Genomic DNA, 24,754 nt, shown 5'->3' with positions numbered 1-24,754 from the left:
TGCCGCAGACGGTCGCCACCGCGCCTGGCGATCCGAAGTCCCCAGCGGTCCGGGACGCGTCACGGCCGCCGGCCACGACGGAACGCCAGTGAGCCGGCCGAACCCCGCCCCGCCGCGCATAGTGGTCGCCGCGCCATTCGACCCGGCCGCAGTGGGCGCGCTGGCGGGCCGGGCGGAAATTGTGTTCGCTCCCCCCGTCAGGGAGCCGATCGCCCTGGCGGCCGGGCCGCATGCCCCGCTGCTCGCCGAGGCGGCGGCCTTGGTCACCGAACTGGACCTGGTGGACCAGTCGAGTCTCGCGGCGGCGCCAAAGCTGGAGTTGCTGGTGGTTTGCCGTTCCGACCCGAAGACCGCGGATTTGGCGGCGGCGCGTCGGCGCGGGATTGCGGTCAAAACAACCCCCGGTCGAAACGCCGCCGCGACGGCCGATCTGACTCTGGCGCTGATCCTGGCGGTGGCCCGCCAGGTGGGAGCGTCCGAACGATGGCTGCGGGCGGGGTCCTGGCGACCGGAGGCGCAACACTGGCCATATCACCATTTTCAAGGGCTCACGCTGGAGGGCGCGGTGGCGGGGGTGGTCGGTTACGGGCAGGTTGGGCGCAAGGTGGCCCGGCGCCTCACGGGGTTCGGGGCGCGGGTGCTGGTGGCGGCCCCACGCCTGGCCGCCGAGGCGCTGGATCCGGGGCTGACGTTGGTCCCGTTGGACGATCTGCTGGCACGCAGCCAGGTGGTCACGTTGCACGCGCCGGCGCGGGCGGACACGGCCGGGATGATCGGAACCCGCGAACTGGCCCGCTTGCCGGCGGGCGCCGTCCTGGTCAACACCGCCAGGGCCGCCCTAGTCGAGGAGCCCGCGCTGCGCGCCGCCTTGGATTCAGGCCGCCTGGCCGGGGCGGGGCTGGACGTGTTCTGGCAGGAGCCGGTCCCGCCCGACCATTGGGTGCTGACCCACCCGGCAGTCGCCATCACGCCCCACATTGGCGGGGCCAGCCCGCAGGTCGTCCGCCGGCAGAGCGAGCTGGCGGCCGCGCATCTGGCGGATTGGCTGAATCGGCGCGACCACTTTGGAAAAGACGAAGGAGAAACCTTGTGACCACCCCATTGCCCACCCATGTGCCTCAGACCGAGCCGTTCCGCTGGGACGGGATCGAGGAGTTGGCGTACAACCAAATCCCCGGCTCGCCGTTCCAGGACGTGACCAGGCGCGTGCTGTTCGACGCGGAACACGGGCTGGGCGTCCAGGTGCGCTATTTCGAGATCGCCCCGGGCGGCCACTCGACCCTGGAGCACCACGGCCACCCCCACCTGGTCATCCCCATCCGGGGGTCGGGCCGCGTGCTGGTCCAGGACCGGGTGATCAGGCCGCAGTTGAACGACCTGATTTATGTGCCCGGTTGGGCTTGGCACCAACTCCGCGCCGACCCCGACCAGCCTTTCGGCTTCCTGTGCCTGGTGACGGTGGAACGAGACCGCCCGGTCCTGCCGGGCCCGGCGGAGATAGCCGAACTCGAGCGCGACCCGGCGGTGGCGGAGTTCATCCGCTATTAGCCAACCGCACAGGCGGGTATTGGCCGGGCGCGGGTCAGCTGCGCCGCGTGGCCCACGGGAGCCCACGCTTAGTGTTGGGAAGTCCGGGTTCCCGATCAAGAGGACTGATCCACATGGACGGCGAGACTGACCTCGTCATGGCCGACGACCTGCGGCCCTGCGAACGATTTGCTATTGCCCGCCCCGAGTTGGGGGTACCGCGCCTAGAGCTGCCCTTCTCGGAACGGAGTTCGTATCCCTAGCGCGCAAGAACTTTGCGGAGCGCCATCGCCGCGGCGACACCCGTGGCGGCCAAACCGGCCAGCATCCAGAACCCGGCCGCGAAATCGCCTGTGGCATCCCGAATTGCCCCCAGTGCCCACGCTGCTGCCAATCCGCCGATATTGGCGCAGAGATTTGAGTATCCGTTGGACAGCGCCGCGATTTCCTGGCCGAAGGCCTGAATCGGGACAGCGAAGAGAGGACCAAAGTAGACCTGCACGAAAATCGCCTGCACGGCTATCGCTGCGCAAAGAACGGGCCAAGCGGGCCTCGCAGCGATGATAGAAAGGGAGACCACAAGAACGGCGAGAGACACAGCAATGACCCGCGCAGGTGCCCGCAGGCGATCCGACAAATAGCCGCCGACGAGATTCGCCGGTGCCGTGAGCAGCGCGCTGGCGGCCACCACGATGCCAGCTGTCCGCAGGCTCATCGCGTGGTCCGACACCAAAAAGGACGGCAGCCAGAAGGTTACGCCATTCGCGATGGCGTACCGCACGAACTGCAGCCAAGCCGCCAGCACGAACACTGGACGGGCCAGCAGTTCGCCAAGACGCCGGAGTGGCGGGGCCGCACCACCTTGCCGGGGCGGACCCGGACCACCTGCCCACGCGTAGCCGAAGACAGCCACGCAGCCGGCCAAACCAAACACCACGAACAGTGTTCGCCAGCCAAACGGCTCCACCAAGAACGGGCCGATCGACGAGAGCAACACATTCGACGAATAGCCGCCCGCGACATACAAGCCCATGGCCGTCGCTTCCCGGTCCTGCGGGAATTCCCATGTGATCAGGAGCATCCCGGGAATGAACACGAACGAGCGAAAAACCCCTGACAGCACCTGAGTGAGCAGCACCATCCAGTAGGAGTCGAGCATCCCGAGGAGACAGGTGAGGGCCAACACGCCGAGGAGCCCAATTGTGAACAAGCGCTTGGCGCCCAACCGGTCGGCTAACCATCCCGCCGGGATCTGCATGAGAGCGAATGAGAAGAGGGCGGCGGAGGATATGAACCCAGCTTGCGCAAACGTGAGCCCCAAGTCCGCGCGGATGAGCGGCAAGAATAGCGAAACCCCGCCAATGCTCAGGGTTTGCAGGCTTTGGCAGACGACGATCAGGGCGGCGCTGAGCTTGTTGCTCCTGGCCATCGTGGCCTTGGGCCTTCCGACTGCCACAATCAACGGGCCGCCGTGATCGCGTCGAGTTCCGCTATCTCCTCTGCAGTGAGCCCTGCCCCGGCTGCTGCGACATTCGCAGCCACCTGGTCGGAACTCGTGGCGCCCGCAATGACCGATGAGACCTCCGGGCGTTGCAACAGCCAACCAAAAGCAAGCTCGGTCATCGTTCGGCCTTTGCGAACGGCCCAGTCCCACAGCTCCTCAACCACCGCGAAATTGCGTTCCGTGACGAATTGGTCCCGCCGCTGACCGCTCTGAACGGTCCACCGCGCGCCGGAGGGCATCCCGCCCCGGTATTTCCCGGTCAACAAGCCCCCAGCGAGAGGGAAATACGGTAAGAATCCCAGTCCAAGCCGACAGCACTCCTCAAGGACACCGTCGGTCTCGGGTCCACGCTCCAGCAGCGAGTACTCGTTTTGCACGGTGACAAAGCGCGCGCCAGTGGCAGCCGCGTCCGCCTCGCGGATCATGGCCTGTGTGAAGTTGGAACAGCCGATGTGCAACACTTTGCCTGCCTGGACCGCCTCGTTGAGGGCGCCAAGCGTGTCCGCGATAGGAGTGGCTGGATCTGGGAAGTGCAATTGGTAGAGGTCGATCCAGTCTGTTCCCAAGCGCTGTAGGCTCGCGTCCACGGCCGCCCGCACGTAGGGTGGTGAGGCGTTTCGCACTCCCCCGCTCAGCGGCACTTCTCCGAACTTCGTGGCCACAACAACCTCGGACCGACGGCGCCCCAGGGCCTCCCCCAGAAACACCTCGCTGTCGGTGCCACCGTAGATGTCGGCCGTGTCGAACAGAGTGATTCCCAGGTCCAGTGCCGCGTGCACAACGGCCGTGCTGGCCTCGCGGTCCAGCGCCCGGCCGAAGTTGTTGCACCCAAGGCCCACCGCGCTTACTGTGAGGGGGCCCAACTGGCGAAGCGGCAAAGCGTCGCTCATTCAGCACCCTCCTTCGCGGACTCGCGTCGCTGTATGTCAGCGACAATTGCGCCCGCGATGCGCAAGGTCTGAGCACCGCGCGACAAGTAGGTGGCACCACCGTTGTGCGGAGTCAGGGTCACGTTGTCAAGCTTCCGCAAACCTTCGGGCACAAACGAATCGTGGTAGTACGGTGGCTCTTCGACGAACACGTCAAGGCCCGCGCCGGCGATCTTGCCCGCACGCAGAGCCTCGGCTAGGGCATCCTCGTCTGTCAAGCGGCCCCGCGCCACGTTGAAGAAGTAGGCGCTTGGCTTCATGAGCTCGAATTGAGCCCGGCCAACCATTCGCAAGTTGCCATCCTCGACGTTGGTCAGAAGACACACGTAGTCGCCTCGCACAAACAACTCGTCCGGGCTATCCACCCACTCGAGGCCGAACCTGGCCTCTTCCTCGGCGGACAGACGTGTGCGCTTGTGGTAGATCATTTTGGCTTCGAAGGCCTTGAACCGCTTTGCGGCCTGCCGCGCCACTTTACCGAAGCCGTAGAGGGCCACGGTCTTGTCCAGCATTCCCTGGCCCATGAGATCCATGGTCATCTCCTGGAAGTAGACACGCTCGCGGCAGTACCGGTCCGACTCCACGAATCTGTACGCTGCCGCCAAGACATGCGTTACAAGCAGGTCCGCGGTGGCGCGTGCGTTCAAGCCATACCCTTGGGGAGACCACGATTCGGGGTCCTCGGGAATCTCCTCCGGCAATTGGACCAGCAACGGCACCCCCATTTCGCGGATGGCCTCAAGATCGTGAAACCACGCTATCGGGGACGCCACAGCGTAGCCGTAGATGTTCGGGTTTGCCTCCAGCATGGACCGGGTGATGGGTATCGAATGCATCGTGAAGATGTAGTCCGAACGCCGAGCGGCTTGGCACAACTCATCCACGCTGATCTCGCGGTGAGCCCAGGGGAAGACTTCCACCTCGCCATATTGGCGCATGAGTTCCAGGGCTGGCTCGGGGATCGGTTGGGAAACAAAAATCCGGTAGGTCATAGCTTGCTCCTTGTCAGTTCGTTTTCAGAGGTTTCAGAAGTTTCAGTCGGTTCATTGGAGACGCCGAGTTGGGCCGACAGCACGCGACTGGCGGCGTGATCCCATTCCAGAAACACGTCGTCGCCAGGGGCGAAGTCGAACGTCTCCGAGGCATGCATCCGCACGACCCGCTCCTCCCCGGTGCCGTCAAGCAGTACCACTTTGCGTGATTCGCCCGCGAAGATCACGGCACGCACCGTGCCACTCACCCGGTTGGCTGGAGCGGACTTCAGGGCGCCCGCGGGACGGATGACGGCTGCGGTGGGACGGACCACCATTGTCGCCTGGCCGTTCAACGCGTGGGCCGACGCGGGAACCACCAGCAATCCCTGCGGCGAATCGAGCACGACCCGCCCTTGGTCGGTCCGCAGCGTTCCTTCGAAGATGTTGGATTCGCCTATGAACTCCGCCACCAGTCGGTCAGCGGGGCGTACATAAAGGTCCTCAGGACTGCCGAACTGCACCAGCTTGCCTGCCGCCAGGAGCGCGATCTTGTCGCTCATGGTCAGCGCCTCTTCCTGGTCGTGGGTCACGTTGACAACGGTCAGACCCAAATCCCGCGATAAGCGACGGATCTCGATCTGGAGGGATTCGCGCAAGTTGCGGTCTAGCGCGCCCAAAGGCTCATCCATCAACAACAACCGAGGGCGCAGCACAATGGCGCGGGCGAGGGCAACACGTTGCTGCTGCCCTCCGGAAAGCTCGCGGGGCAAGCGCTTTTCGAGGCCTGTAAGTCGCACGGCGGCGAGGGCTTCTTCGATCTTTGCGGCCCGAGCCGCCTTGGGAACCTTGTGTCTCGACAGCGGGAACTCGACGTTCTTAGCCACATTGAGGTGAGGAAAGAGCGCGTAATTCTGGAAGACCATACCTATTCCGCGCTTGTGCACCGGAATCTTGGCCACGTCAAGGGAATCGATCAGAACTTGCCCGCTCGTGGCCTCGGCGAAACCGGCGATGATCCGCAACAACGTCGTTTTCCCCGAGCCGGAAGCGCCTAGAAGCGTGACAAAGGCACCCGGTTCGATCGTTAGGGAAACCCCGTCGACCGCCGCGAAATCACCGAACTTCTTCACTACGTTGAACAACTCGACCGAGGATCCGTTAGTGCTGGCGGGGCTGCGTGCGGACGCGGCGGCTTCACTTTCCGGCAAAGTGCCCAGCTTCGGACGCGCGACGTCAAAGGCGTTCATGACTTGGCCTTCCTCCTGGCAAGACCCGGCAGGCCAGCGGCCAAGCCGAGCATAAGGATCGAGATGAGGGTTATCACGGTCGAGGCGGCTGATGTGGAAGGATCGGCGCCTGACAACACCTCGCCGAATACCACGACCGGGACCGTGTGGAAGGTGGGAGAGTTGAAGAAGGATGCGATCATGAACTCGTCCCACGAGCCGATGAAGGCCAGGACTCCGCCGATGACCACTGAGGGGAACGCCAGTCGCAGTGTCACGAGCACCAGAGTGGCTGATTCGCTGGCTCCGCAGACTCGCGCCGCCTCTTCGATTTGGCGGTCCATTGAAGCGAGGCGGGAAAGCACGTTGACAAACACAAACGGCGCCCCAATTGTCGAATGCGCGAGCGCCAATCCCAAAACTCCGCCGGTCAGACCCACACGAACACCAACAAAGTAGAATCCGACGGACAACACGACTCCCGGAACAATGACCGGAGCCATCGCCATACCTACAATCGCCGAAGTTGGCAAGAATCGAATTCGCGCCACCCCAAGCGCGAGAGCCGTGCCCACCACCATGGCCAACGCCGCAGAGATCACCGCCACAACGAAGCTGTTGCCGAACGCCTCCCGCCAGCGCTCGTCCGAAAAGATCTCGCGGTGCCAGTCAAGGGTCAGGCTCTTCGGCGGGAACTGGATGATCCGCCCCTTCCCAAACGATGTTATTGCGACAACGAGGGTCGGAAAAAGGAAGAACATCGCCAATGCCAGTGACAGCGCCTTGACACTCAACTTCGCCCTCACGTCACACCGCCTTTGGCGAGCCCAAGAAGTTTGCCAAAACTCACGAAACGGCTGGCCACCCCCAGTGTGAGGAGCACTATTGCGAGCAGGAGCAGAGATTGCGCAGCGCCCACCCCGGTCTTGAGGAACACTTGCACTTGCTGAACAATGGCAGTTCCGATGTACACGTCTTCCGCGCTTCCCAAGATCGCCGGGGTGATGTAGAAGCCCAATGCCATGACGAACACCAGGATGGCTCCAGCGGCCATCCCTGGGACGGACATGGGCATGATCAGGCGCCAAAACACGACGGTCGGCCGGGCCCCGGCGACTTGCGCGGCCTCCTCCAACTCGGGGCCGACGGCCCGGATCTGTGTGTAAATGGTCAAGATGGTGTAGGGCGCGAGAACATGCGCCACCCCGAGGCCGACGGCGAAATCGGTGCCAATCATGCGAATCGGCTCGTCGATGATCCCCATCGAGATCAACGTCTTGTTGATGACCCCAGTGTTGTTGAGCAGGATCTTCCACGAGTAGGTGCGGACCAATGTGCTGGTCCAAAACGAGACCATCAAAGCGATCAACAGAAAGGCCGAGAAACCCGGGCCGGAGCGGGCCAGGGCGTACGCGTACGGATAGGAGAGGATCACGCAGACCACAGTCACAATCAGGCTCATCCGCACAGTCGTCCAAACGGAACGACGGAAAACTCCTGATTCGAGCGCGGCCGAGAAGTTCGCCGGGTCGTCGAAAGCGCGGTAGACAATAGCCCCGAGCGGCACCACGAATACAACCAGCATGAACACCGCCGCGCTCAGTACCAGCCACTGGATCGCTCGGGGACGCCGCAGGGCGGCCCCAAGCGCGGCGATTCCGCCGCGACTTGCGGAACCGGGTCCTGGTCCCTGAGAAGGGCGGGTACCCGTTGCCGGAGGTGCGGGAGCTGGAAGGGAGCCGCTGATCGGCTCGGTGGCGGTGTTCATCGGGGTCTCGACTGTCTAGGCCGCGCTCACGGCCTCATCCGGCCATCCATTCCGAGATCTTCTCGATCACCTGGGGTCGGTTTTCGCCCCACCATGCGAGGTCGACGAAAATCGGGGAATCATCCCCGGTCAACTCATGCTCAGTGGGCAAGAAGTCGATCCATTTCGACGTGGCATCCAGGCCCCGCGCCTTGGGGTTGGCGGCACCGTAGGCGACGTGGTTCCCAATTGCCCCCTCGTTGTCAACGATGTACGCGATCAAATGCTGCGCCGACTCAATATTGGGAGCGCCTTTGGGAATGTAGATGTAGTCGCATTCTTGGGCCTGGAGGGCCCACGCCACTCCAACCGGGTAGCCGTCTACCGCGAACAGCCCGGCACGACCGTTCTCGCAGATTCCCATGATCGCTTCACCCGAGATCACGTCGTTGACACACTGGTCCCCATCCTGGAACAAGACGATGTCGTCTTTGACCCGCTCGAACACCTTCAATGCGCGATCAACGTCAAGTGGGTACAACTCATCCCTTGGGACGCCGTCTGTGATGAGGGCCGCCTCGATGAAGCCAGCCCAACCGTTGGACTCGAAGGTGCGAATGTCGCGGAGTCCCTCTATCGATGGGTCGAAGAAGTCTCGCAGCCCCGTCAAGTCGCCTTCCTGAAAAGTATCGGTGTTGTAGGTCAACACGCTGGCCAAGGTGTAGAGCGGAACTGCTTGCGGATAGGCAGGGAACGCGGCATCGTCGAAAGCGGCGCAATCCACGATGTCACAATCGATGAAGTCGAGGTAGGGATTGTCAACCGCCCCGCGCGAGATGTTGCCTTGAGCGATGTCCCACACAACGGCCTGGGCATCGACCATTTCCATAATCCTGGTGAAGGAGACCGGGTCATCGGTGATCACCTCGACTCCGGTGGCCTCCTCGAATGGGTCAAACCAGGCGGCCCGCTGCGCGTCTGACCCGCTGCCGCCGAAATTCGCAAAAGTGACGTTCCCTGTGCCCGTCCAGGTAGTCGCGGCGGCATCGCCACCACCACTACCAGACGGATTGGCAGAAGGATTCGCGGCCTCCGTTCCACCGCAAGCGGCAAGAGCGGCGACCAGGGTCGCGGCGGCCGCAACCGAGATGAGCGTTTTGGTGGTGTTGCGCATGAGCCGACTGGCCTTTCTTTTTGGAGCGAAGCAGGGGGACGCCGGAGGGCGGAAACCCTCGCCGTCACACGAAACGCTAAGGTGACAGTGTTTCCTATATGTTTACTCAGGTTTTCCCGCAGGAATCAGATTCGCGGCAGTTCAGTTGCGGCACCGCCGCAACTCCTCGAATCTCGTTGCCAAATTGCCGAGTCTCCGGGGCTGTCGCGGCGTGTCAGGCAGTGCTGCATGGCCGAGGGGACCCGCTGCCATCGCCGAAAGACCCGGAATCCATCACCCAGGCACGCTTCGCTTCGGGTGGAAGCCGGGCAACCCCGAGCCGCGATGTCGAGCCCGGCGCGGGCAGCTCACCCGTGCTCACGGGCACAGCCGGGCAAGGACGGGCCCCTTTACAATGTCCCAAAAGGTCACTCCGCCATTCAGTCAGCGCGCCAACTTGTGCCAGCATCTCATGCGTTTCCGGGGGCCTCCCCTGGCCCCACCCACAAAATCGAAAGGTGTAAGGCCATGGCGCCCAAAACTAACTCTGTCCGGATCGGGGTCCTCGCGGGGGCCGCAGCCGTGTTGCTGGCCACCGGCGCGTGCGCCGGCGTTGAAGACGAAAACACGGGCGGGACCGCGTCGAAGAGCCCGTCCCAGACCCAGCCCAGCGCTGAGGCGGGGCTGAGCTTGGAGGGGAAAACCATTGGCGTGGCCGTGGTGGGAACCCAGCATTTTTGGGATCAGGAGGCCTTCGAGGGCGCCGTGTCGGAGGTGGAACGCCTGGGCGGCAAGGTCATCACGACTGACGCGGCCCGCGACCAGACTGTTCACGCGGAGAACCACGACACCTTCTTGACCGCCGGCGTGGACGCGGTTATCACGATCTTGGGCGACGAGGCGGTCGAACCCAAGCTCAAGGCCCTGACCGAGGCGGGCATTCCGGTTTTCGGGGTGGACCACGCGTCTGAGTACGTGGTCAACAACGCGCAATCCGACTCGGTGATCGGCGGCGAACAGGCCGGCCAGATCGCCGTGGACTACCTGAAGGAAAACGGCAAGGAGAACGCCAAAGTGGCGGTGTTCAACGCCTTCTCCGAGTCGTTGACCTACTGCGGCGACCGTTACAACAACTGGAAGAAGGTGCTCACCGAGCAACTGCCCGGCGTTGAGATCCTGACCCCCGAACTGGCCGAGCAGTTCTCCAACCCGGCTGAGGACGCGCGGCAGCAAACCCTCAACTTCTTGGAGTCCCACCCGGAGGGGACCATCGACTTGATCCACGTCGCCTGCTGGGACCAGCCCGCCATTGGCGTGGTCCAGGCGATTGAGGAGTCCGGGCGGACGGACGTGGTGGTGACCGCATTCGACGCGGGCCCGGACACTCTCACCATCCAGGCCGAGGAGGGCAGCCCGTTTGTGGGCAACGTAGCCCAGCAGCCGCGCCAGATCGGGACGATCGCCGCCCAAAACGTGGCCCGCCACTTCGCCGGCGAGACGGTTGAGAAGGATTCCTTCGTGGAGACGTTCCCCGCCGCGGGCGTGACCGGCGCCAAAGAGGTCTACAAGCAGCTCGGCTACGGCGACCTGGGCTGACCGTGGCCCCGGCAGGCCCGGTCCCGCTCTTGCGCGCGGAACGGCTGGTCAAGCGATTCGCCGGCGTATTGGCGTTGGATCAGGCCGGGATCACCCTGGCGCCGGGCGAAATCCACGGGCTGATCGGCGAGAACGGCGCCGGCAAGTCGACCCTGATCCGCATCCTGGCGGGCATTTACCGCCAGGATGCGGGTTCCATTTGGGTGGACGGCCGGGAGCTGACCAAGCTGACCCCCGCCGTGGTGGCCGCGCATGGGATCAGGTTTGTGCACCAAGAAGTCGACCTGCCGGAGACGCTGACGGTCGCGGAGACGGTCTTCCTTGGCCAGGAGGCAAGCGCCGGCCCGTTCCTGGCGACGCGCGCCATGGCCCGCCGGGCTCAGGCGTTCATCGCCGAGTATCTGGGCGCCGATCTGCCGGGCCAGGCGCTGATCCGTTCGCTTGGCCCCGCCGAGCGCAAGCTGGTTCAGATCGCCCGCGCGCTGATTGACGGCCAGGCCCGCCTCCTGGTCTTGGACGAGCCGACGGCGCCGCTCGCCGCCACCGAGACGGAGCGGCTGTTCGCCGCCGTGCGCCGCCTGTCCGAACACGGCGTGGCCTGCCTGTACGTCTCGCACTACCTGGGCGAGATCCGGCAACTCTGCCATCGCGTCACCGTGCTGCGGGAGGGCCAGGTCGCCGGGGTGGTAAACGACGTGGCCGGCACTCCGGTGGAGGAAATGGTCGAGTTGATGATCGGCCAGCGAGTCGACCAGCTTTTCCCGTCCTTGGCGCCGCCTGCGGCGGGGGCCAAGCCGGCTCTGGAGGTGATCCGCCTGACGGCCCGCCGCCGCTTCAAGGACGTGTCTTTCACAGTGCTGCCAGGCGAGATAGTCGGCCTGGCGGGCCTGCTCGGATCGGGTCGCCACCCGTTGATCGACTCGGTGATGGGGTTGCGCCCACCCGATTCGGGTGAGGTCAGGGCGGCAGGCCGGCGCCTGCGGCTGCGCGGCAGCGCCGCCCCGGTGCGGGCGGGACTCGCGTTGGTGCCCCGCGACCGCCGCCAATCGGGCGTGGTTTTGAGGCTGTCGGTTTCCGCCAACCTGGCGTTGGGCACCCTCAGGCGGCTCAACCGGTTCGGGGTGATCATCCCCGGACGGGTCAAGGCCAACGCCGCCCGGATGATTGAGCGCTTGGACATCCGCCCGGCCCAACCCCGTCTGGCGGCGGGCCTGCTCTCAGGCGGCAACCAGCAAAAACTGGTCCTGGGACGCTGGATCGCGGCGGACGCGCCCGTGCTCATTCTGGAGGAGCCGACGGTCGGGGTCGACGTGGGCGCGAAGGCTGAAATCTACCGGTTGATCGCCGAACTGGCCGCCGGCGGCACCGCCGTGGTGCTGTCCTCGAATGACACCCAGGAGTTGGCCGGCCTGACCCACCGGGTTCTGGTGCTCAGGCGCGGCGAAGTGGTGGCCGAAGTCGCCACGGCCGCCTCCAGCCAGGACGAGTTGGCGGCCCTGACCACCGGGGCGGAGCCGGTGGCGCCATGACCCTGGAGTTGAGGCCCTCGCCCGCTAGAGGCGGAAGGGCCAGCCGGATCGCCTGGTTCGGCCGCGCCGGACAGGGGTTGGTTCGAGCCGCCCCCGTGGTGGTCGCCGTCGCGGTCCTGGTGGTCCTGGCCGTGCGCACTCCCGCCATCTTGGGGCTCGCCAACCTGCAGGCCTCGATCACCCAGGCCGCGCCCATCGCCGTGGTGGCGATGGGCTTGGTCCTGGTGATCGCGGCCGGGGGCGACGATGTGGTGAGCGGCGGCATAGACCTGTCTCTGGCGGCCACGGCCACCTTGTCCACCGCCATTCTGGCCAAGGCCATGACCGAACGCGGCCTCAGCTTTGGCGTGGCGCTTGCGCTGGTTGGCGCGGTGGCGTTGGGTCTGGGCTTGGTCAACGCCGGACTGGTCGTGATAGTCGGTATGACGCCCATCCTGGCCACCCTGGCCAGCCTCGTTGTGATCAGCGGCCTGATCAGGGTGGTGACCAAGAACCGCCGGACCGACACCCCGCAGCCCGTGATCGCGGCGATCCGCGACGGCCAACTCCTGGGCTTGCCGCTGGCCGCCGTGCTGGCGCTGGCGTTGATGGCGGTGCTCTGGCTGGCGGTGCAGCGCACGGCCTTCGGGGCACACCTGCGCGCGGCGGGCGCGGGCCGTTCGGCGGCGGTCACGGCGGGGCTCAACCCGAACCGCTACCTGGCCGCCGCCTTCGTCATAGCCTCGCTGACGGCGGGTTTTGACGGACTGTTGCTGGCCGCCCGCGGCTCGGGCTTCTCGCCGGGCACGGAGGAACGGCTCCTGGTCGACATGGTCCTGGCGGGCTACCTCTCGCCGGTCTTCTCGCGGCGGGGGGTCGCCACCCCGCCCGGCGCCCTGGTGGCGGCGCTGCTGGTGGCGCTCCTCACGAACGCCCTGGTCCTGTCGAGGGTGGACAACTCCTGGGTCTACGGTTTCAAAGGCGCCCTCATCTTGACGGTGGTCGCGGTCTCCTCGATCACGGCGCGGAGGTCCCGGTGAGGCCGACCTCCGCGCAGCTTGGCTTCGCGGCCGCGTTCGCGCTGATGGTGGCGGTGTTCACGTGGCGCTCGGACGCGTTCTGGCACGCTTCGAACCTCCTCAACATTGCCACCGGCTGTGTGGTGCTCTTGATTGTCACGCTCGCCATGACCGCGGTGGTGGCGTCCGGCGGCATTGACCTGTCCGTCGGCGTGTCGCTCGACTTTGGCGCCTGGTTCGTCATCATCGCCATGGTGGATTGGCACCTCGGCTGGGGGCCGGCCATCCTGACCGCGGTCGCCGTGACGCTGGCCGTGGGCGCTCTGAACGGGCTGCTGATCGCCAAGGCCGGCGTCTCGCCCTTCCTGGCCACCCTGGGCGTCTACTTTGTGGGCCGGTCGGTCCAGCAGGCCGGCACCAACGGCGGCGCCACGGTCAATTTCCGTCAGGCGCCGGACGCCTTCCACCAGTTCGGCGTGGGCTCGGTGGCGGGGGTGCCGGTCAAGGTGGCGATAGGCCTGGCCCTGGCGGTGGCTTTGTGGTTCTTCTTGACCAAGACCAGCCACGGCCGCCGCATTGAGGCGATCGGCCTGCAACCGGAGGCGGCCCGGCACATCGGCATCCGGGTTGGCGCCTACACCGCGTTGACCTACGTTGTCGCGGCCGGGCTGTGCGCCCTGGCCGGCGCCATCCTGACCGCCCAGTTGCGCATCTTCACGCCCCTGGCCGGCTTCGCCTATCAAACCGATGCGATCGCCGCCGTCTTCCTCGGGGCCGCCCTGTCCCGCGCCGGCCGCGCGTCCGTGCCCGGATCGCTCGCCGCCGTGGTCTTCCTGGCGACCCTCTCGAACGGCCTGGACCTGGCCGGTCTGGACTTCAACGTCAAAGTTTTGGTTCGCGGAATTGTGCTGGTGGTCGCCTTGGCCGCCTCGTTCGGCCTGGCGCGCGGAGCCTTCGGCGCCGGCGGGCGCGCGCTCCGCCCGGCCACGTTGGAAGCGGGGTGAGCCGGTGGCCGTTCTAGCCCTGGACGTGGGCTCCTCGGTCCTAAAGGCGGCCGTCATTGCCGCCGATGCCGCCCGGCTTCAGTTTTCCGCGCCCGTCCCGTCCGGACCGGGGCCCGCCACCCAAGACCAAGAACACCTGTGGGAGGCGACGGCCGGGCTGATCGCCCGCGCGGGGGCCGCCTCGCCCTCCCCGATCGATGCGGTGGTGGTGACGGGGCAGGGCGACGGGCTGTGGACGCTCGGCCCCGGCGGCCGGGCCCCGAGCGGGCCCGCATTCCAATGGAACTCGACGGCCGGAGCGGCGGCGGTGGCGGGCTGGGAGGCGGCGGACGGCATCGGACGCCATTTCCGGGCCACCGGGACGGTGCTGTGGGCGGGGACGACGGCGGCGCTGTGGCACCACCTGCGGCGAACGGACCCGGACCGGGCGCGGGAGACGGAAACGGTCTTCTGGGCGAAGGACTGGATCAACTACCGGCTGACGGGCGTGGTCGCGACGGATGTGACGGATGCCACCATTCCCTATCTGGACCCGCTGACCAGGCAATACGATCCGGCGGCGTTCGAACGGCTGGGCACGCCCGAACTGGCCGGGCGCCTGCCGGATCCGTTGGAGCCCGGCACGCTCCTCGGCCCGCTGACCCCGGCGGCGGCCCGCGCGACGGGGCTGGCGCAGGCCACGCCGGTCTACCTGGGGGTGATCGACGTGGTCGCCACGGCGCTCGCCGCGGGGCTTGGCGGGCCCGGCGACGCAGTGGCGGTCCTCGGATCGACCAGCGCGGTCACGCCTTTGGCGACGGCGCCGGTGCCGCCCGGCGAGCCGGTCGGCGCGACCGTGTCCTGGCCCAAGCCGGACCTGTTCCTGCGGGTGTTGGGGTCAAGTTCGGGCGGGACGGTGCTGGACTGGTTCTTGCGGCTGCACGGATTTGCGGGCGCGGACCGCTATGACGCGTTTTGGGGCGAGGTGGCGGCCGCGGCCCCAGACGGGCCGGAATTGGCGCTGCCCTTCCTGTACGGGGAGCGGGTTCCGTTCCTGGCGCCCACGGCGACGGGGCTGTTCGCGGGCCTGACGCCGCAGACGGGGCGCGGCGAACTGGGGCGGGCGCTGGTCGAATCGCTGTGTTTCGCGTTGCGCCACTGTTTGGAGGCGGCGGGGCCCACCGGGCGTTTGACGCTCACCGGCGGCGGCGCCAGCGACCCGCGCTGGTGCGAACTGGTGGCGCGGGTGCTCAACCGGGCCATCGCCGTGGACGCCGACCCGTTCATCGCCTGCCGGGGGGCGGCCGCGCTGGTGCCCGGCCACGGCTTGGCGGCGGCCGGGGTGGCGCCAGCCCTGGTCGAACCACCTCGCGGGGCGCCGGGAGCGTCCCGGTCCGGGCTGGAGGAACGCTACCAGCGCTACCTGTCGCTCATCGAGGCGTTCAAGCCCATCTGGAAGGACTGGTCATGACCTCATCCATTCCCGCCACCCAATTGGTCGGCGTTTACCACGGGCCCCGCGACATCCGGTTGGAGACCCGCCCGGTGCCCCGGCCCGGCCCGGATGAGGCCCTTATCCGCATCACCGCCACCGCCCTGTGCGCGGGCGAGGCGATGGACTGGTACTCGGCCCGGCCGGGCGGCAAGGTGCTGGGCCACGAGGCGGTCGGGGTCGTGGCGGCGGTAGGGCCGACGGCGAGCGGGGTCGCGGTCGGGGACCGCGTGTTCGTCAACCACCACGTCGGGTCCCTGCGGTCCCCTCAAGCCCTGCGGGGCCACTTCACCATTGACCCGGCCTACCGTTCGACCAGGCTCGACCCGGGCGCCATGGCCAGCTACGCGCGGGTCAGCGCCGCCCACCTGGCGACTGACACCCGCCTGGTGCCCCCGTCTATCCCCGACGACGTGGCCACGACGATCGAACCCTGGTCCTGCGTGCTGGGCGGGCTGAAAACCTGCGGGATCCAGCCCGGCGACACCGTGTTGGTCCTGGGAGGCGGCTTCATGGGCTTGGGCTTCGCGCACATGGCACCGCTGTTCGGCGCCGGCCGCGTGCTGGTCAGCGACTATTCGGCCTGGCGCCGCGGCAAGGCCCTCGCTCTGGGCGCCAGCCAAGCGATCAACGCGGGCGGCGATGTGCCCGCTCAGGTGCGCGCCGCGAACGGCGGCCGCCTTGCGGACGTGGTGGTCGCCGCCGTCCCGGCGGCGGCGGTGTTCGCGCAGGCCAGAAGCCTGGTCGAAGCGGGCGGAACGATCCATTTGGCGGCGCCGGGGCGCCCAGGCGACACGTGGGGGCAGGACGCCGCTGAGGCCTACTTCTCCGAGGTCGCCATCACGTCGAAGTACTCGGCCGACCACCGCGACACCTTCCAGTACTTGCGCCTGCTCGAGGCGGGGCGGGTAGACCCGTCGCCCGCCATCACCCACCACTTCCCCTTGTCGCAGTTGCCGGAGGCTTTCCGACTCCTCCAGGCGGCTGACGAATCACTCAAGATTGTCCTCTACCCACCAACCGAGCTGGGCTAGCCGGGCTTGGCTGGGCGAGCAGCCGGGTGGGATGGGGCCGGACCGCTTGAATAGACTGGTTCGTCGTGGCAGAGCTGAGCGGTTTCCGCGCCGTGGTGTTGGATTTGGACGGCACCCTGGCCGGGGCGGACCATCAGGTCAGCCGGTTTGCCCAGGAGACGGTTCGCCGCCTGGCCGCCACCGGCGTGAGAGTCGTCATCTCGACCGGGCGCAGCGCCGACAACGCCCTGCGGTTGGCGCGCGCCATGGGCACGGGGACGCCGGTGGTGAGCGCCAACGGCGCCGTCGTGGCGGACCCGACGGGCCGCCGCCTGAAGGTGGTCGAGTTGGAGCCCTCCACCCTGGAGCACTACCTGACGTTGGCCGACCAGGCGGACCTTGACGCCATGATCTGGACCGCCGACCGGCTGATAACCGCCGGGCCGGGGCTGATCACCGAGTTGATGGCGTTGGTCGGCGAATACCCCGTCGAGTTGGCGCCCCGCGCCGAGTGGCCCGCCGCGGGCGTGATCAAAGTCCTGATGGCCGCCGCGCCCCAGGTCCTGGATAACCTCGACCTGTCCGCCTACCCGTTGGTTCAGCGTTCCCTCTCCCATTTCATCGAGGCCACCGCCCCGACCGCCCGCAAGGATTTGACGCTGGCGTGGCTGCTCAAGCACCTGGGCGTGGACCCCGCCCAGACCATCGCCTTTGGGGACGCCGAAACCGACTTGGCCTCGCTGACGTTGGCGGGCTTGGGCGTGGCCCCCGCCAACGCCACCCCCTCGGTCAGGGCCGGTGCCGACTTGGTCATTGGCCACAACGGCGACGATGCCGTCGCGCGCTTCCTCAACAACGGTTTCGACTTGGGCGTCCCCGACTCGCCCGCCCTTTGACGGTCACATGACAACGGCCGCAGGAAGGGCCGCCGTCAGTCCTCCTTGCCGTGGCACATCTTGTACTTCTTGCCGCTCCCGCAGGGGCAGGGCTTGTTGCGGCCGGTGCCGGGGTAGGCCCGTTGCGCCGGTTTGGTCGCGGTCGCGGCGCCGCCCTTGCCGGTCCGCCGCACCACCGGTTCGTCCCCGCCGTCTTCCGAAGGGGCCGAGTACTGGAAGGCGTTCGCGTCCTCGCCGGGGCCTTCCAGGCCCTTGGCCACCAGGCGTGTGGCTTCGGCGGGTTTGGCGGCGGGCGGCGGCGAGTCGGCGGCCCTGGACCCCGATTTGCCTCCCGCGTCCTGTTTGGCCGCCGGCTTGGACCCGCCCGGCGACTTCGCGGGCGTCGAACCGCCGGAGCCCCGGCCCGGCCCAGAACTCCCCTTGGAGCCCGAACCCGCTTTGGCGCCGGCCCCCGAACCGCCGGACGCCGCCGCGCGCCGTCCCCGGCCGGTTCCCCCGGCCGTGACCGAGACCTCGCCGGATGGCGCCGCCCCGGCGGTGATGGTGGCGTCTTCCGACTCATCCCCGTCGGCGGCGGGACGTTCGGCGGCGGGCGACTGCGCGGCATCGGAACCCTCAACCTGAACCTCAAGGTTGAACAGGTAGCCGACCGTTTCCTCCTTGATGGATTCGTTCATCGCCTGGAACATGTGGTAACCCTCGCGTTGGTACTCAACCAGCGGGTCGCGCTGGGCCATGGCGCGCAGGCCAATGCCCTCCTTCAGGTAGTCCATCTCGTAAAGATGCTCGCGCCATTTGCGGTCCAGGACAGCCAGCAGGACTCGGCGCTCGAGCTCCCGCATGACCTGCTCCCCCAGTTGGGCTTCGCGGGTCTGGTAGGCGAGGTGGATGTCGGCCGAGAGCTCCCGCAGCAGCAGGTCCTGCGTCAGCGCCCGCCTGGAGCCCACCTCCGCGATCAGGTCGTCAGGGGTGACGGTGGCCGGGAACACCGCCTTGAGCTGCGCCCAAAGCTTGTCCAGGTCCCAATCCTCCGGGGCGTCCGCGGCGGTGGCCTCCTCGACAAAGGACCGCACCACGTCGTCCAGGAAGCCCTCGATCCGGCCCTCCATGTCCTCGCCGTGGAGGATCGCGCGGCGCACCTCGTAGACCACGGTGCGCTGGCGGTTCATGACGTCGTCATACTTCAGCACGTTCTTGCGGATCTCGAAGTTGGTCGACTCGACCTGGCCCTGTGCGGACGCGATCCCCCTGGTCACCAGCTTCGACTCCAAGGGCAAGTCGTCCGGGAAACCGGTCATCGACATGACCCGCTCGGTCAACTGCGAGTTGAACCGGCGCATCAGGTCGTCTTCCAGCGAGAGGTAGAAACGAGACTCGCCCGGGTCGCCCTGGCGACCGGAACGGCCGCGCAACTGGTTGTCGATCCGCCGGGACTCGTGACGCTCGGTGCCCAGGACGTACAGGCCGCCCAAGGCCACCACCTCGTCATGCTCCGCCGCCACCGACTCCTTTGCCTCAGCCAACGCGGCCGGCCAGGCCGCCTCGTATTCGACCGGGTTCTCCTCCGGATCCAGCCCTTGCTTGGCCAGCGCCTGGACCGCCCGGAATTCGGCGTTGCCGCCCAACATGATGTCGGTGCCGCGCCCGGCCATGTTCGTGGCCACCGTGACCGCGCCCTTGCGGCCCGCCTCCGCGATGATCGCCGCCTCGCGGCGGTGCTGCTTCGCGTTCAACACCTCATGCGGCACGCCCTGCTTCTTCAGCAGCTTCGACAGGTACTCCGACTTTTCCACGGAGACGGTGCCGACCAGCACCGGCTGCCCCCGCCGGTGGCGTTCCACCAGGTCCTCCACCACCGCGGTCCATTTGCCGTCCTCGCCTTTGTAGACCAGGTCCGACCTGTCCTCCCGGACCATCGGCATATTGGTCGGGATGGGCACCACGCCAATCTTGTAAGTCGAGGCGAACTCGGCCGCCTCCGTCTCAGCCGTGCCGGTCATGCCGGACAGCTTCTTATAGAGCCGGAAGTAGTTCTGCAGCGTGATGGTCGCCAGAGTTTGGTTCTCGGCTTTGATCTCGACGCCCTCTTTGGCCTCAATCGACTGGTGCATGCCCTCCGAGTAGCGCCGGCCCGGCAGGACGCGCCCAGTGTGCTCGTCCACAATTAGGACCTCGCCCTGGAGGACCACGTAGTCCTTGTCCCGGTGGAACAATTCCTTGGCCTTGATGGCGTTGTTGAGGAATCCGATCAGCGGCGTGTTGACCGATTCGTAAAGGTTCTCAATGCCCAGATAATCCTCGACCTTCTCAATTCCGGCCTCGAGGACGCCCACGGTGCGTTTCTTTTCATCCACCTCATAGTCGGTCTCACGCTTGAGCCGCCGCGCCACGCCGGCGAATTCCGCGTACCACTTGTTGATGTCGCCCTGGGCGGGGCCGGAAATGATCAGCGGCGTCCTCGCCTCGTCAATCAGGATCGAGTCGACCTCGTCCACAATCACAAAGTTGTGGCCGCGTTGCACCAGGTCAGAGGACTTCCAGGCCATGTTGTCCCGCAGGTAGTCGAACCCGAACTCGTTGTTCGTGCCGTAGGTGATGTCGCAGGCGTATTCCCGCCGCCGCTCGGCCGGATTCTGCCCCACCAGGATGCAACCGGTGGTCAGCCCCAAAAACCGGAACACCCGGCCCATCAGTTCGCTCTGATAGGACGCCAAGTAGTCGTTGACCGTCACAACGTGCACGCCGTCCCCGGACAGGGCGTTCAGATAAGCGGGCAGGGTCGCCACCAGGGTTTTGCCCTCGCCGGTCTTCATTTCCGCGATATTGCCTTGGTGAAGCGCCGCGCCGCCCATGATCTGCACGTCGAAGTGCCGTTGCCCCAGGGTCCGCCGCGCGGCCTCCCGCACCACCCCGAAAGCATCCGGCAGCAGGTCGTCCAGGGACTCGCCCTTCTGGTAGCGCTCCTTGAAGCGGCCGGTCTCTTCCTTCAACTCCTCGTCACTCATCGCCTCGAAGACCGGCTCCAGTGCGTTTACCTGCTGGACTATCCCTTCCAGCCGACGCAGGGTGCGGCCCTCGCCCATGCGGAGCATCTTGTCCATCAAACCGGCCACTTGGACCTCTTTCCCTCTAACGGTTGCGTTCACCGTGATCAATGTTAGGGCCAGGCTCTGGCGCCGTGCCGCCGATCAGCCCTCAGCCGACAACCAATGCCGGGAAAGCACCCAAGACAACGCGTCCGGGCTGTAGACGGATCGGCATACTCCCACTCGTGCCGTCAACAACAGTCAAGGTTCCCGCCGAATTGCGCGACCGGCTTGCGACACTCGCTGGACAGCGAGGTGTCAGCATGGCCGCGGTCATCTCCGAATCGCTCGACGCCGCCCAGGAGGGACAGTTTTGGCGCCAGGTGGCCGCCACCATGCCAGCGGGTGGCGCGGCCGCGACCGACGTGGAACTCTTGGACTCGGGCCTGGCCGATGGGCTTGACCCGGCCGAGACCTGGGACGACGTCCTGTGAGGTCAGGCGACATCCACCTCTGCGACTTCGGCTCTCCGTTGGGACACGAGCCGGGCTTCCGGAGGCCGGCCCTGGTCGTCTCGCCAACCTTGTTGAACCAATTCGGCACGCCCATCGTCCTGCCGATCACCCGCACCCCGCGCGGCTATGCGACGCACGTTGAGCTCGATGCCGTGTTGCCCGCCACAGGCCACGTTCAGTGCGAACTAATCAGGGCGTTGGCCGCGAGCAGGGTGTCGCGCCGGTTGGCCACGGCGCCGCCCGAGGTCATGGCGCAAGTAAGGCTCACCCTGCGCCGCATCCTCGGCCTGTGAGCGCGTAGCCCGTGCGGCGTGCGCCGCGGCCGCCGGGGCAAGGGCCTCCCAGAACCCGCCCGCCGCGCTGGGCCCCGGATCTGAAGGCTTTCAGCGCGTAAATGGGGACGGTACCTATTTCTGGCTCGCCAGAAATAGGTACCGTCCCCATTTATTTACATTTACATTTACTTGCGGGTTACTCCTGCGAGGAGCGGCGGCGCCGGGCGGAGCCCAGGGTGGCGGTCACGCCGGCGGCCAGCAGGAACGCCGCGCTGACGCAGCCAAACAGGATGTTCGCGCCTGTGAACGGAAGGTCGTCACGGGGTTTGGGCGTGGGCGACTTGGGCCCGTCGGAGCCATTGTCGGTAGGACTTGGGCTGGGGCTGTCAGTGCGGTGCGTGATGATCGTGTAGGAGGGGGTCGGGTTCCTGGGCGGCCTGTCGCAGTAGTCGCCGCGCAGGCCCAGCCCAATGTCGAACTCAAGGTACTGCGACGTGCCGCCCAGGTGCTTGCCCTCGGTCTCTTCGAACGGGAAGCTGTAGGCCAGTTTCACGTACACGACTTCGTCTTTGAGGATCGGCACCTCGGCCAGTCGCTGCCGGTGCGTGAGGTCCGCGAAGGAGCTTGACCCCCGCTCCCCCGCCACGTCCCAATGCACCTCGGACATGCCCGCGAAACCGGTCCGGCCCTCGGTCACCGACGTGTCGTCATGGTTGACCGTGTCCTCGGCCTCAGTCGACTGCGGGTTCAGAATCTCCACGGTCAACACGCCAGGGCAGGGCCCGTTGTTGGAGACGGCGAGGGTCCGGTGGATCCAGTCCCCCGGCACCGCGATCACGTCATGGGTGAACCTGTCGCCGGCGAACGTCTCGTATTCGTCTGAGCCGTCCCACGGCACGTTCAGGACTTCGCCCTCCCACCAGCGGTTGAGGGCGTCCTCGTAGTGCTCGTCGTCTTCTGCGGCGGCGGCGGATCCAAAGCCAAGTGCCATCACGCAGGCCACAGCCGTTCCGATGGCGCCCAACCGCTTCCGCGCGAACCAAGTCGATCGACTCATGCGTCGCCTCGCCTTCTGCTCAGGACCGTCGTGAGGTCGATCGCCGACTCGGGAGCGCTATCGACCGGTTGCCGATTGTCCTGTGCCAGCCTCTCGCTGGGCGCCTCCCGGCGGACGCCCCAAGCGTGCTCGCCGCCCTCCGGCCTTTGCCAGGCTCGTGGTTGAGGCGGATTCGCCGGGATGGCAGCCGGCGGTATGGCGGCGGCTACGGCCCCACTCGGCGCCGTTTCGGTTCTCGCCGCCCGGCGAACCTCGTGTCCCACGGGCCCGCCGGGTTGGCTGGGGAGGGCGGCGGGGTTCGCCGCTGGGGTTGGTGCCGCCGGCGCCCCTGTCCGGGCCTGCCTGAGGGCCGCCCGCGTGAGCGGAGCCGGTGCGGGCACCGCAGCTGCGGGGATGGGCTCCGCGCCGGATGGCCCGGCGGAGGGGCGGTCAGGCGGACCGCCCGTGTGGATGTTGGCGCCGTCTTGGGGCGCGCCAACCCGCGCAAGGGTCGGGGCCACTTGGTCGTTCGCCGCGTGGACCACCTCAGGCGCGTCTGGGGACTTCGCCCAAGCCTGGGAGACCTCGTTCATTTCGTCTTGCTTTCCATCTGCGTTTTGGTCTTCCCGGCCGCGCCGGGTGGGAACGGCGAACGCCCACACCCCCCACGCGATCAGGATCGCCGCGAACCCGGTGATGGCCCAGGCCGCATGGCGGGTGCCCCAGTTGGACACGTAGCCCAGGTAGGGGATCTTGAATAGATACTTGCCGCGCACCTGCTTGCCGTACACCGGATCGAGGTCGGCGGCATCGTTGTTGTCTCCCTGGGTGGTGAAAACCACGTCCTCGCCCTCAAAGCCCTTGCCGATAACTCGGTGGGTGACGAGCTCGGGACTGCCCGGGTCCGGCATGAACGTGATGATGTCGCCGATCTTCACGTCAAGCACGTTGTTCACTCCCGCCGCCACGATCATGTCACCGGTGTGAAGGGTCGGCTCCATGGAGCCGGACAGCACCGCCATGGCTTTGCCGTGCGTGACGGCTGGCACAACCGCGACGGCGATCGCCATCGCGACAATGCCCGCCAGAAGCACAGTGGTGAATCCGCGCACAACGCCGCCAAGGACGGTGTTGCGTCTCGGCTTCCCAGCCATGGGCTGCTCCCTCCTTCCCGAGCCTCTCGCCGCGGTGACGCGGTTGACGGCGGTCAATGCTATTCGTGATCGTCGCGGCCCCTGCCGCCTGTTGCGCTTCGCACGGCTCCGGTTGGGTGAGCCGCGGGTGCGGCCGCCGTGACCGCCGCACCCGCCCATCCCCCGCCGGTTCCCTGCTGGACGCCGTCCAAGGCAGTTCCCGGCCCGGTGGGGCCGGGTTGGGCGCGCCGCCCCGTGGGACCAGCGCGCCCAACCGGCCCGAACAGACGTGAGGCCGTTACCGCTCGGCTAACGAATCAGAACCAGCCGATGTTCGAATCGCGCGTCTGCTCCAGTTCAACAGACAGTCCGTTGGTGCCGAAGTCAACCAGGGTTTGCTTCGCCTCGTTCTGACCGAAGGTCTTCGGATCGAACGTCACCTCCAGGGCAATCACCAAGTTGGCATCGGCTCCCGTCGTGGTCTTGTTCACAACGGGAATCACCTGGCTGTTGTATTCGTCATCCGTGCCGTCATCCTCATTCGCGGCCTGCAGCAACTGGGTCAACAGGGGTGTGCCAGCGGTGAGCGTCAGGCCCAAAGTGTTGGCAATTGCCAGGTCGCTGACCTTCTTCCACGATGGGCTGCCGACAGTCCCCGTGTTGAGAAAGACTCGCACACGCAGGTCGATGATCTGCTGGTTGAGCACCAGGGTGCCCTTCGGTGTCAGCTTTAGCTGCGCCACCAGGTTGTCGCCTTGCAGCGCCACCTCGTATGGCAGCTCGAGCAAGACTGTGTCGCCCGGCACCGCAGTCCAGTGTCCTGCGTTCGCACCCACGGCCTCGTGGCCCCGAACGCCTGCGAATTCGGTCGTCCACTCGCCGCTGTAGAGGCCGCTTATTTCCGTGTCCCAGTCGGCACGGGCGCGGGTGGCACCGGGGACGAAGGTAGTGCGGTCCGCGCTGTTCACGCCAGTGATCGTGGAGATGTCCCACAACACCGGGGCTCCCTTCGGCTTCAGGTCGAGGTTGCCGGCCAACAGTTGTTGGCCGATGACCTCATCACTGTCGTACCAGAGGGCCCAGGTGCCGCCAGCGAGCAGCAACGCGGCACCGGCGGCGCCGGCGATCAGCCCTTTCACTCTGCGGGCTCGAGTTACTTCTGTTCTCATTGGTTTTCCTTTCGGGGGGCGCGCGGCTCAAGA

General features: G+C 66.7%; 22 protein-coding genes. 11 read left to right on the top strand and 11 right to left on the bottom strand.

From position 1 onward, the window contains the following. Positions 1 to 88: 88 nt before the first annotated feature. The gene (locus LBC97_12615) at positions 89 to 1,093 is read left to right on the top strand and encodes a hypothetical protein (GenBank protein ID MDR2566869.1); all 1,005 of its coding nucleotides are present in this window, start codon (positions 89 to 91) and stop codon (positions 1,091 to 1,093) included. After that, on the top strand, positions 1,090 to 1,548 hold the full coding sequence (locus LBC97_12610) for a cupin domain-containing protein (protein ID MDR2566868.1): 459 nt from the start codon (positions 1,090 to 1,092) through the stop codon (positions 1,546 to 1,548). Before LBC97_12615 ends, LBC97_12610 begins: the two co-directional genes overlap by 4 nt. Positions 1,549 to 1,786: 238 nt before the next feature. On the opposite strand, the gene LBC97_12605 is transcribed toward LBC97_12610, so the two are convergent. From LBC97_12605 to LBC97_12575, 7 genes are all read right to left on the bottom strand, one after another. Further along, complete coding sequence (locus LBC97_12605; GenBank protein MDR2566867.1) at positions 1,787 to 2,956, bottom strand: MFS transporter; 1,170 nt, start codon at positions 2,954 to 2,956, stop codon at positions 1,787 to 1,789. Between the two features lie 29 nt (positions 2,957 to 2,985). Beyond that, positions 2,986 to 3,921 (bottom strand): aldo/keto reductase, encoded by a 936-nt coding sequence (locus LBC97_12600; GenBank protein ID MDR2566866.1) that lies wholly within the window; start codon positions 3,919 to 3,921, stop codon positions 2,986 to 2,988. Further along, entirely contained in the window at positions 3,918 to 4,952 is a 1,035-nt protein-coding gene (locus tag LBC97_12595) for a hypothetical protein (protein ID MDR2566865.1), read from the bottom strand. The genes LBC97_12600 and LBC97_12595 overlap by 4 nt, the downstream gene beginning before the upstream one ends. Beyond that, positions 4,949 to 6,181, bottom strand: a complete 1,233-nt coding sequence (locus tag LBC97_12590; protein MDR2566864.1) for an ABC transporter ATP-binding protein — start codon at positions 6,179 to 6,181, stop codon at positions 4,949 to 4,951. Before LBC97_12590 ends, LBC97_12595 begins: the two co-directional genes overlap by 4 nt. After that, complete coding sequence (locus LBC97_12585) at positions 6,178 to 6,966, bottom strand: ABC transporter permease (GenBank protein ID MDR2566863.1); 789 nt, start codon at positions 6,964 to 6,966, stop codon at positions 6,178 to 6,180. The genes LBC97_12590 and LBC97_12585 overlap by 4 nt, the downstream gene beginning before the upstream one ends. Next, entirely contained in the window at positions 6,963 to 7,745 is a 783-nt protein-coding gene (locus LBC97_12580) for an ABC transporter permease (protein MDR2566862.1), read from the bottom strand. The genes LBC97_12585 and LBC97_12580 overlap by 4 nt, the downstream gene beginning before the upstream one ends. A 217-nt stretch (positions 7,746 to 7,962) precedes the next feature. After that, on the bottom strand, positions 7,963 to 9,081 hold the full coding sequence (locus tag LBC97_12575) for an extracellular solute-binding protein (protein ID MDR2566861.1): 1,119 nt from the start codon (positions 9,079 to 9,081) through the stop codon (positions 7,963 to 7,965). Positions 9,082 to 9,588: 507 nt separating this feature from the next. Between LBC97_12575 and LBC97_12570 the strand changes: the two genes are divergently transcribed. The 7 genes from LBC97_12570 to LBC97_12540 all read left to right on the top strand — a co-directional run bounded on the left by LBC97_12570 (position 9,589) and on the right by LBC97_12540 (position 17,567). Further along, complete coding sequence (locus LBC97_12570) at positions 9,589 to 10,656, top strand: substrate-binding domain-containing protein (GenBank protein MDR2566860.1); 1,068 nt, start codon at positions 9,589 to 9,591, stop codon at positions 10,654 to 10,656. Positions 10,657 to 10,658: 2 nt separating this feature from the next. Further along, positions 10,659 to 12,185, top strand: coding sequence for a sugar ABC transporter ATP-binding protein (locus LBC97_12565; GenBank protein MDR2566859.1), 1,527 nt, complete (start codon positions 10,659 to 10,661; stop codon positions 12,183 to 12,185). After that, positions 12,182 to 13,204: a hypothetical protein gene (locus LBC97_12560; GenBank protein MDR2566858.1), complete on the top strand. Its 1,023-nt coding sequence runs from the start codon at positions 12,182 to 12,184 to the stop codon at positions 13,202 to 13,204. The genes LBC97_12565 and LBC97_12560 overlap by 4 nt, the downstream gene beginning before the upstream one ends. Beyond that, on the top strand, positions 13,201 to 14,187 hold the full coding sequence (locus tag LBC97_12555; GenBank protein MDR2566857.1) for an ABC transporter permease: 987 nt from the start codon (positions 13,201 to 13,203) through the stop codon (positions 14,185 to 14,187). The genes LBC97_12560 and LBC97_12555 overlap by 4 nt, the downstream gene beginning before the upstream one ends. Positions 14,188 to 14,191: 4 nt before the next feature. Further along, positions 14,192 to 15,637, top strand: coding sequence for a hypothetical protein (locus tag LBC97_12550; GenBank protein MDR2566856.1), 1,446 nt, complete (start codon positions 14,192 to 14,194; stop codon positions 15,635 to 15,637). Further along, positions 15,634 to 16,692 (top strand): alcohol dehydrogenase catalytic domain-containing protein, encoded by a 1,059-nt coding sequence (locus LBC97_12545; GenBank protein MDR2566855.1) that lies wholly within the window; start codon positions 15,634 to 15,636, stop codon positions 16,690 to 16,692. The genes LBC97_12550 and LBC97_12545 overlap by 4 nt, the downstream gene beginning before the upstream one ends. 65 nt (positions 16,693 to 16,757) lie before the next feature. After that, positions 16,758 to 17,567, top strand: a complete 810-nt coding sequence (locus LBC97_12540) for an HAD-IIB family hydrolase (protein ID MDR2566854.1) — start codon at positions 16,758 to 16,760, stop codon at positions 17,565 to 17,567. Positions 17,568 to 17,602: 35 nt separating this feature from the next. Here LBC97_12540 and secA read toward each other — a convergent pair whose 3' ends face one another. After that, entirely contained in the window at positions 17,603 to 20,680 is a 3,078-nt protein-coding gene (gene secA / locus LBC97_12535) for a preprotein translocase subunit SecA (protein ID MDR2566853.1), read from the bottom strand. 236 nt (positions 20,681 to 20,916) lie between these two features. Here secA and LBC97_12530 point away from each other — a divergent pair, with 236 nt between their 5' ends. Both LBC97_12530 and LBC97_12525 read left to right on the top strand, forming a co-directional pair. Continuing rightward, a complete protein-coding gene (locus LBC97_12530) occupies positions 20,917 to 21,087 on the top strand; it encodes a hypothetical protein (protein ID MDR2566852.1) in 171 nt (56 codons plus the stop codon). After that, positions 21,084 to 21,401 (top strand): type II toxin-antitoxin system PemK/MazF family toxin, encoded by a 318-nt coding sequence (locus LBC97_12525; GenBank protein ID MDR2566851.1) that lies wholly within the window; start codon positions 21,084 to 21,086, stop codon positions 21,399 to 21,401. The genes LBC97_12530 and LBC97_12525 overlap by 4 nt, the downstream gene beginning before the upstream one ends. A gap of 178 nt (positions 21,402 to 21,579) precedes the next feature. Here the strand turns inward: LBC97_12525 and LBC97_12520 are convergent, their stop codons facing one another. The 3 genes from LBC97_12520 to LBC97_12510 all read right to left on the bottom strand — a co-directional run bounded on the left by LBC97_12520 (position 21,580) and on the right by LBC97_12510 (position 24,691). Beyond that, positions 21,580 to 22,440 carry a hypothetical protein gene (locus LBC97_12520; GenBank protein ID MDR2566850.1) on the bottom strand — a complete coding sequence of 287 codons (861 nt, stop codon included), beginning with the start codon at positions 22,438 to 22,440 and terminating at the stop codon, positions 21,580 to 21,582. Continuing rightward, positions 22,437 to 23,573 carry a signal peptidase I gene (locus tag LBC97_12515; GenBank protein MDR2566849.1) on the bottom strand — a complete coding sequence of 379 codons (1,137 nt, stop codon included), beginning with the start codon at positions 23,571 to 23,573 and terminating at the stop codon, positions 22,437 to 22,439. The genes LBC97_12520 and LBC97_12515 overlap by 4 nt, the downstream gene beginning before the upstream one ends. Before the next feature lie 296 nt (positions 23,574 to 23,869). Continuing rightward, on the bottom strand, positions 23,870 to 24,691 hold the full coding sequence (locus tag LBC97_12510; protein ID MDR2566848.1) for a SipW-dependent-type signal peptide-containing protein: 822 nt from the start codon (positions 24,689 to 24,691) through the stop codon (positions 23,870 to 23,872). Between the last annotated feature and the right edge of the window lie 63 nt (positions 24,692 to 24,754).

Source organism: Bifidobacteriaceae bacterium (assembly GCA_031281585.1).
Taxonomy (GTDB): domain Bacteria; phylum Actinomycetota; class Actinomycetes; order Actinomycetales; family WQXJ01; genus JAIRTF01.
The sequence above is the reverse complement of the archived record's forward strand: the minus strand, read 5'-3'. Positions and strand labels throughout refer to the sequence as shown.

Excerpts from the sequence above, each read along its gene's own strand:
- LBC97_12530 (MDR2566852.1), top strand. The coding sequence starts at position 20,917 with ATGGCCGCGGTCATCTCCGAATCGCTCGACGCCGCCCAGGAGGGACAG.
- LBC97_12580 (MDR2566862.1), bottom strand. The coding sequence starts at position 7,745 with ATGCTGGTTGTATTCGTGGTGCCGCTCGGGGCTATTGTCTACCGCGCT.
- LBC97_12595 (MDR2566865.1), bottom strand. The coding sequence starts at position 4,952 with ATGACCTACCGGATTTTTGTTTCCCAACCGATCCCCGAGCCAGCCCTG.
- LBC97_12560 (MDR2566858.1), top strand. The coding sequence starts at position 12,182 with ATGACCCTGGAGTTGAGGCCCTCGCCCGCTAGAGGCGGAAGGGCCAGC.
- LBC97_12575 (MDR2566861.1), bottom strand. The coding sequence starts at position 9,081 with ATGCGCAACACCACCAAAACGCTCATCTCGGTTGCGGCCGCCGCGACC.
- LBC97_12545 (MDR2566855.1), top strand. The coding sequence starts at position 15,634 with ATGACCTCATCCATTCCCGCCACCCAATTGGTCGGCGTTTACCACGGG.
- LBC97_12605 (MDR2566867.1), bottom strand. The coding sequence starts at position 2,956 with ATGGCCAGGAGCAACAAGCTCAGCGCCGCCCTGATCGTCGTCTGCCAA.
- LBC97_12570 (MDR2566860.1), top strand. The coding sequence starts at position 9,589 with ATGGCGCCCAAAACTAACTCTGTCCGGATCGGGGTCCTCGCGGGGGCC.
- LBC97_12590 (MDR2566864.1), bottom strand. The coding sequence starts at position 6,181 with ATGAACGCCTTTGACGTCGCGCGTCCGAAGCTGGGCACTTTGCCGGAA.
- LBC97_12520 (MDR2566850.1), bottom strand. The coding sequence starts at position 22,440 with ATGAGTCGATCGACTTGGTTCGCGCGGAAGCGGTTGGGCGCCATCGGA.
- LBC97_12600 (MDR2566866.1), bottom strand. The coding sequence starts at position 3,921 with ATGAGCGACGCTTTGCCGCTTCGCCAGTTGGGCCCCCTCACAGTAAGC.
- LBC97_12515 (MDR2566849.1), bottom strand. The coding sequence starts at position 23,573 with ATGGCTGGGAAGCCGAGACGCAACACCGTCCTTGGCGGCGTTGTGCGC.